Raw genomic sequence first — 6,166 nt, 5'->3', positions numbered from 1 at the left:
CGTATCAAAGCTTGTGGAGCTTCCTCTAACGGGGTTAGTTCTCAATATGGCAACATATTAGATCTAGCTAGTTATGGAGCTATGAAGCAAGAAAAAGCCCAATCGCTTTAGCGGTTGGGTAATTCACTTTTAGGGTTGTAATGTTTTGAGAAGTTGGGCGTAAAAAATGATATTTTGTTTTAAATGTTCTCTTAGAGCGCGGTAATTAGGGCAAAAGGTTTGAACGCAACGCCAGAAATTTTTGGAATGGTTTTTGTGGATCGTGTGGGCTAGCTCATGGATGATGACATAATCAATCGCTTCTTTTTGGGCGCAAACCAGTAAAAGAGCAAAACTCAAGCGGTTATGATAAGAGCAACTCCCCAAAACTTTAGCGTTGTTTCTAATGCTAAAATGGGTGTATGAAGTTTGCATTTTTTGAGCGATCAAGGGGAGTTTCTGCTCCAAATAAGTTTTTAAGATTTTTTTAAGATCTGTTAGGGTGTAATCGTTGGCGTTTTTGACCTCATCAAAGATGAGGATTTTGTTTTGATAGGTTTCTAGGTGCGAGTGTAAAAGGGAGTATTTTTCTTGCATCGCTGAAAGGGTTTTTTTTAGCCAAGCTTCTTGTTCTTTTAAAAAAGCGTTCGCTCTGGCTTGAGGGCAAGAATCAGGCATTTTGAGAATCACTTCCAAAGAGGGCGTGATATTCAAGCTCAGGGTTTTGATTTTTTTACTTTTTTGAATGGTAATAGGAATATCATCTAACATGATGCGTATTTTACTAAAATTTGCGCTAGAATGTAAGTCTGTTTAATATTGATTTTATTTGTATTAAGAATTAAGGCTAACATGCGTGTTTTTATTATTCATTTAAGCCCAAAAACCTGTCAAAATTTTTCTTTAAAAGAAACTCATATAACCCCCCTTTTAGAGAGCCTTAAACTTCAAGGGATCTCTTATGAAATTTTTGATGCGATCTATTCTAAAATCTCTCCCACTCAATTACACCCCTTGATTTTAGAGCATTTGCACCCTTCTTTTATGGTTGAAGATTTATTGGCTTTTTGTAAAAATAAAAAACACCCCCCTTGCGCGTTAAAAAATTTCTTTTACGCGCTCAAGCATTGCGGGAAGAGGATGGGGTTTGGGGAGCTTGGGTGCTATGCGAGCCATTATTCCTTGTGGCAAAAATGCATAGAACTCAATGAAGCGATCTGTATTTTAGAAGACGATATAACCCTAAAAGATCGTTTTAAAGAGAGTTTGGAGTTTTGTGATAAACACATCAACGAATTAGGCTATATCCGTTTGATGCATTTAGAAGAAAATGTGGCTAAACAAAAAACTCCCGTTAAAGGGGTTTCTCAAATCTTACATTTTAAAGATGGCATTGGCACTCAAGGGTATGTTTTAGCCCCCAAAGCCGCGCAAAAATTATTGAAATACAGTGCGAAAGAATGGGTGATGCCTATAGATTGCGTGATGGATAGGCATTATTGGCATGGGGTCAAAAACTATGTGTTAGAAGAATTTGCGATTGCTTGCGACGGGATGAATACTCAAAATTCCAACACAGAAAAACAAAGGCCTAAAAAATTACCTTTAAGCATCAGGATTGGCCGTTCTTTACATAAAAGCGCGATTCAACAATGGAATATTTTGAAATCGTTTTTTCCTAATCATATAATCAAGTGATAATCGTTATTAAACATGCTATATTTCTTGTTTTTATAATCTAAATTAAGTTTTAATTTGAATTAGACTAGGGGGAATGAGACTTTAGGGAGTTAGAATGATCTTAAAACGAGTTACTGAAGCTTTAGAGGCGTATAAAAATGGCGAAATGCTCATTGTCATGGACGATGAAGACAGAGAAAATGAGGGGGATTTGGTTTTAGCTGGGATTTTTTCTACCCCTGAGAAAATCAATTTCATGGCCACGCATGCTAGGGGGTTGATTTGCGTGTCTTTGACCAAAGATTTAGCGAAAAAATTTGAATTGCCCCCTATGGTTAGCGTGAATGATTCTAACCATGAGACCGCTTTCACGGTTTCTATTGACGCTAAAGAAGCCAAAACCGGGATTTCTGCTTTTGAAAGGCATTTAACGATTGAATTGTTGTGTAAAGACACCACCAAACCGAGCGATTTTGTGCGCCCGGGGCATATTTTCCCTTTGATTGCAAAAGATGGAGGCGTGTTAGCGCGCACGGGCCATACGGAAGCGAGCGTGGATTTGTGCAAATTAGCTGGATTAAAGCCCGTGAGCGTGATTTGTGAAATCATGAAAGAAGATGGCTCTATGGCGAGAAGGGGGGATAAATTTTTGAGCGACTTTGCCCTTAAACACAACCTTAAAACCCTCTATGTTTCTGATTTGATTAGCTATCGTTTGGAAAATGAAAGTTTATTGAAAATGTTTTGCCAAGAAGAAAAGGAATTTTTAAAACACCAAACGAAATGCTACACTTTTTTAGACCACCAGCAAAAAAACCATTACGCTTTTAAGTTTAAAGGCGCAAAAACCCATGATTTAGCCCCTTTAGTGCGTTTCCACCCTATCAAAGAGGATTTTGATTTTTTAACGACTGACGCGTTTGAAGTGTTTTTTAAAGCGTTAGAATATTTGAAGCGCGAAGGGGGCTATTTGATCTTTATGAACACCCATTCTGAACAAAACAATATCGTTAAAGATTTTGGGATTGGGGCGTTAGTGTTAAAAAATTTAGGGATAAAGGATTTCAGGCTCTTAAGCTCTTGTGAAGACAGGCAGTATAAGGCTTTGAGCGGGTTTGGGCTTAAGCTTATAGAAACGATTAGCCTTTGAGGCTTGTTAAGTTTTATTGAATGTGTTGTAATGTTTTTAAGATATAATAAACTCTTTTTAAGTCAAGCGATAAAGTTTGCAACCTAATGAGAGTAATAATAAAGTTTATGCTGATTTCATTAAAAACATTCCTAAAAATATTATTGAAAATATTCCTAAAAACCTTCCAAAAGATTTGGATAGTTTGCGTTATTATTTGGGGGTTAGGCTGTAGTTTTTTAAACGCTAACAGCGTTCAATTAGAAGAAACGCTCAAACGAAGCCCTAAAAATCTTATTTGGCAACACTTTAAAAAGAAGTTTAAAAAGAGCAACACGATCCCTTATGCCCCAAATAGCCGTTGGAAATATTTAGGCACGAGCATAGGGATTTTGGGCGTGTCTTTGGTGATAGGGATTGTGGGGTTGTATCTCATGCCAGAGAGCGTAACGAATTGGGATAAAGAAAAGTTTGGCGTCAAAAGCTGGTTTGAAAATGTCCGCATGGGGCCAAAACTGGACAACGATAGTTTTATTTTCAATGAAATTTTGCACCCTTATTTTGGGGCTATGTATTATATGCAACCTCGCATGGCTGGGTTTGGTTGGATGGCATCAGCGTTTTTTTCTTTTATCACTTCTACGCTTTTTTGGGAATATGGCTTGGAAGCGTTTGTGGAAGTGCCTAGCTGGCAGGATTTGGTGATCACGCCCTTACTAGGTTCCATTTTAGGGGAAGGGTTTTACCAGCTCACGCGCTATATCCAACGCAACGAAGGCAAGCTGTTTGGCTCTTTATTTTTAGGGCGTTTAGCCATCGCCCTTATGGATCCTATAGGCTTTATCATTAGGGATTTAGGGCTTGGGGAAGCCTTAGGGATTTATAATAAACATGAAATCCGTTCTAATTTAAGCCCCAATGGTTTGAATTTGACTTACAAATTTTAAGAATTTAAAATTTAAGAAAATTATAAAGAGTTTTGATAGAATACCTTTTTTTAAAAGACGCGTTTTAAAACTAATTTTAGGAGTATCCTTGAAACGATTAGAAGTTTCTAACCAAGCCAAATTACCCACTCAATTTGGGGAGTTTTGTATCCAGTGTTTTAGAGAAAAGGGTTCTAATGGCTCTAAAGATCATTTAGTGGTTTTCACCCCTAATTTTTCTCAAAACCCCTTAGTGCGCTTGCATTCAGAATGCTTAACGGGTGATGCTCTAGGCTCTCAAAAATGCGATTGCGGGGGGGCGTTGCAAATGGCGTTAGAAAGGATTTCTAAAGAAGGGGGGCTAGTGATTTATTTGCGCCAAGAAGGGCGTGGGATAGGGCTATTTAATAAAGTCAATGCCTACGCTTTGCAAGATAAGGGCTATGATACCATTCAAGCCAATGAAATGATAGGGTTTAAAGACGATGAAAGGGATTATAGTGTTGCGGGTGAAATTTTAGAATATTACGGCATTAAAAAAATGCGCTTACTCACAAACAACCCTAAAAAAATTGCCGCTTTAGAAAAATACGCTGAAGTTACAAGAGAGAGCTTGATCGTGTGCGCTAATGAGCACAATCAAGGGTATTTGGAAGTCAAAAAGCTCAAAATGGGGCATTTATTGTGAAAACTCTTTTAAAATAAGCTTTAAAAAGGCGCAATATAGGGGTAAGATAATGGTAGAAGTGCGATTCTTTGGACCCATAAAAGAAGAAAATTTTTTCACCAAAGCGAGCGGTTTAAAGGAATTAAGGGCGATTTTACAAGAGAAAGAGGGCTTAAAAGAGTGGTTGGGCGTTTGCGCGATAGCCCTTAATGATCACCTGATAGACAATTTGGATACGCCTTTAAAAGATGGCGATGTGGTAAGTTTATTGCCACCGGTTTGTGGGGGCTAGGTGTTAAAAATCGTTCAAGGGGCATTAGATACTGAGAAGCTTTTGAAAGACTACCAAGAAGAAGCTCGCATGAAAAACTTTGGAGCGTTTTGTGTGTTTGTGGGGATTGTGAGGGAAGAGGGTAACGTTCAAGGCTTGAGTTTTGATATTTATGAGGCGCTATTAAAGACTTGGTTTGAAAAATGGTGCCATAAAGCCAAAGACTTGGGCGTGGTGTTAAAAATGGCGCACAGCGTGGGCGATGTTTTGATAGGGCAAAGCTCATTTTTATGCGTTTTAATGGGAAAGAATAGAAAAAATGCCTTAGAACTATACCAAGATTTTATTGAAGATTTTAAGCGTAACGCCCCTATCTGGAAATACGATTTGATTGATAATGAACGCATCTATGCCAAAGAAAGAAGCCACCCTTTAAAAGGGAGTGGGCTTTTAGCTTAAAAAGGAGTTAAAATGCAAACGATTCATATAGGCGTTTTGAGCGCGAGCGATAGGGCGTCAAAAGGGGTTTATGAAGATTTAAGCGGGAAGGCAATACAAGAAGTGTTGAGCGAATATCTGCTCAATCCTTTGGAATTTCATTACGAAATCGTCGCTGATGAAAGGGATTTGATTGAAAAATCGCTCATTAAAATGTGCGATGAATACCAATGCGATCTAGTCGTTACTACAGGAGGCACAGGCCCTGCTTTAAGAGATATAACCCCAGAAGCCACAGAAAAAGTGTGCCAAAAAATGCTTCCTGGTTTTGGAGAGCTTATGCGAATGACTAGCTTAAAATACGTGCCTACAGCGATTCTATCGCGCCAGAGCGCTGGCATTAGGAATAAGAGTTTGATTATTAATCTTCCTGGGAAGCCAAAAAGCATTAGAGAGTGTTTAGAAGCGGTTTTTCCAGCGATTCCTTATTGCGTGGATTTGATTTTAGGGAATTACATGCAAGTGAATGAAAAAAACATTCAAGCGTTTCGCCCCAAACAATAGGATAAAAAAATGCCGCTCACTCATTTGAATGGAGAAAATCAACCTAAAATGGTGGATATAGGGGATAAAGAAACCACCGAAAGAATCGCTTTAGCAAGCGGTCGTATCAGCATGAATAAAGAGGCTTATGACGCTATTATCAATCATTGCGTTAAAAAGGGTCCGGTGTTACAAACCGCTATTATTGCTGGGATCATGGCGGCTAAAAAGACAAGCGAGCTCATCCCCATGTGCCATCCAATCATGCTCAATGGGGTGGATATTGATATTTTAGAAGAAAAAGAGACTTGCAGTTTTAAACTCTATGCGAGAGTCAAAACTCAAGCTAAAACGGGCGTAGAAATGGAAGCGCTAATGAGTGTGAGCGTAGGGCTTTTAACCATTTATGACATGGTGAAAGCCATTGATAAGAGCATGACAATTAGCGGTGTGATGTTGGAACATAAGAGTGGAGGCAAAAGCGGGGATTATAACGCTAAAAAATAGAAAAAAACTAATAATCTAAAGATGTT

General features: G+C 38.5%; 9 protein-coding genes. 8 read left to right on the top strand and 1 reads right to left on the bottom strand.

Annotated elements, in window-relative coordinates; translation table 11 throughout:
- Window positions 1-129: 129 nt before the first annotated feature.
- Complete coding sequence (locus H7O61_RS03725) at window positions 130-750, bottom strand: M48 family metallopeptidase (RefSeq protein ID WP_187875178.1); 621 nt, start codon at window positions 748-750, stop codon at window positions 130-132.
- Between the two features lie 81 nt (window positions 751-831).
- Here H7O61_RS03725 and H7O61_RS03720 point away from each other — a divergent pair, with 81 nt between their 5' ends.
- The 8 genes from H7O61_RS03720 to moaC all read left to right on the top strand — a co-directional run bounded on the left by H7O61_RS03720 (window position 832) and on the right by moaC (window position 6,140).
- Window positions 832-1,677, top strand: a complete 846-nt coding sequence (locus H7O61_RS03720) for a glycosyltransferase family 25 protein (protein WP_187875177.1) — start codon at window positions 832-834, stop codon at window positions 1,675-1,677.
- A 97-nt stretch (window positions 1,678-1,774) separates the two neighbouring features.
- Entirely contained in the window at window positions 1,775-2,809 is a 1,035-nt protein-coding gene (locus H7O61_RS03715; protein ID WP_187875176.1) for a bifunctional 3,4-dihydroxy-2-butanone 4-phosphate synthase/GTP cyclohydrolase II, read from the top strand.
- A 179-nt stretch (window positions 2,810-2,988) separates the two neighbouring features.
- Window positions 2,989-3,735, top strand: coding sequence for a DUF3943 domain-containing protein (locus H7O61_RS03710; protein ID WP_331459582.1), 747 nt, complete (start codon window positions 2,989-2,991; stop codon window positions 3,733-3,735).
- 88 nt (window positions 3,736-3,823) lie between these two features.
- Window positions 3,824-4,402, top strand: coding sequence for a GTP cyclohydrolase II (gene ribA / locus H7O61_RS03705; RefSeq protein ID WP_000825048.1), 579 nt, complete (start codon window positions 3,824-3,826; stop codon window positions 4,400-4,402).
- Between the two features lie 49 nt (window positions 4,403-4,451).
- Window positions 4,452-4,673 carry a MoaD/ThiS family protein gene (locus H7O61_RS03700; RefSeq protein WP_187875174.1) on the top strand — a complete coding sequence of 74 codons (222 nt, stop codon included), beginning with the start codon at window positions 4,452-4,454 and terminating at the stop codon, window positions 4,671-4,673.
- A complete protein-coding gene (locus tag H7O61_RS03695; RefSeq protein ID WP_187875173.1) occupies window positions 4,674-5,111 on the top strand; it encodes a molybdopterin synthase catalytic subunit in 438 nt (145 codons plus the stop codon).
- 12 nt (window positions 5,112-5,123) lie between these two features.
- Complete coding sequence (gene mog / locus H7O61_RS03690) at window positions 5,124-5,654, top strand: molybdopterin adenylyltransferase (protein ID WP_001193335.1); 531 nt, start codon at window positions 5,124-5,126, stop codon at window positions 5,652-5,654.
- Between the two features lie 9 nt (window positions 5,655-5,663).
- Window positions 5,664-6,140 carry a cyclic pyranopterin monophosphate synthase MoaC gene (gene moaC, locus H7O61_RS03685; protein WP_033622398.1) on the top strand — a complete coding sequence of 159 codons (477 nt, stop codon included), beginning with the start codon at window positions 5,664-5,666 and terminating at the stop codon, window positions 6,138-6,140.
- Window positions 6,141-6,166: the final 26 nt, after the last annotated feature.

The sequence above is a fragment of the Helicobacter pylori genome, from assembly GCF_014496965.1.
Taxonomy (GTDB): domain Bacteria; phylum Campylobacterota; class Campylobacteria; order Campylobacterales; family Helicobacteraceae; genus Helicobacter; species Helicobacter pylori_CZ.
Note: the sequence above shows the minus strand (reverse complement) of the source record. Positions and strands in the feature narration are given on the sequence as shown.

Excerpts from the sequence above, each read along its gene's own strand:
- moaC (WP_033622398.1), top strand. The coding sequence starts at position 5,664 with ATGCCGCTCACTCATTTGAATGGAGAAAATCAACCTAAAATGGTGGAT.
- H7O61_RS03725 (WP_187875178.1), bottom strand. The coding sequence starts at position 750 with ATGTTAGATGATATTCCTATTACCATTCAAAAAAGTAAAAAAATCAAA.
- H7O61_RS03700 (WP_187875174.1), top strand. The coding sequence starts at position 4,452 with ATGGTAGAAGTGCGATTCTTTGGACCCATAAAAGAAGAAAATTTTTTC.
- H7O61_RS03715 (WP_187875176.1), top strand. The coding sequence starts at position 1,775 with ATGATCTTAAAACGAGTTACTGAAGCTTTAGAGGCGTATAAAAATGGC.
- H7O61_RS03720 (WP_187875177.1), top strand. The coding sequence starts at position 832 with ATGCGTGTTTTTATTATTCATTTAAGCCCAAAAACCTGTCAAAATTTT.
- mog (WP_001193335.1), top strand. The coding sequence starts at position 5,124 with ATGCAAACGATTCATATAGGCGTTTTGAGCGCGAGCGATAGGGCGTCA.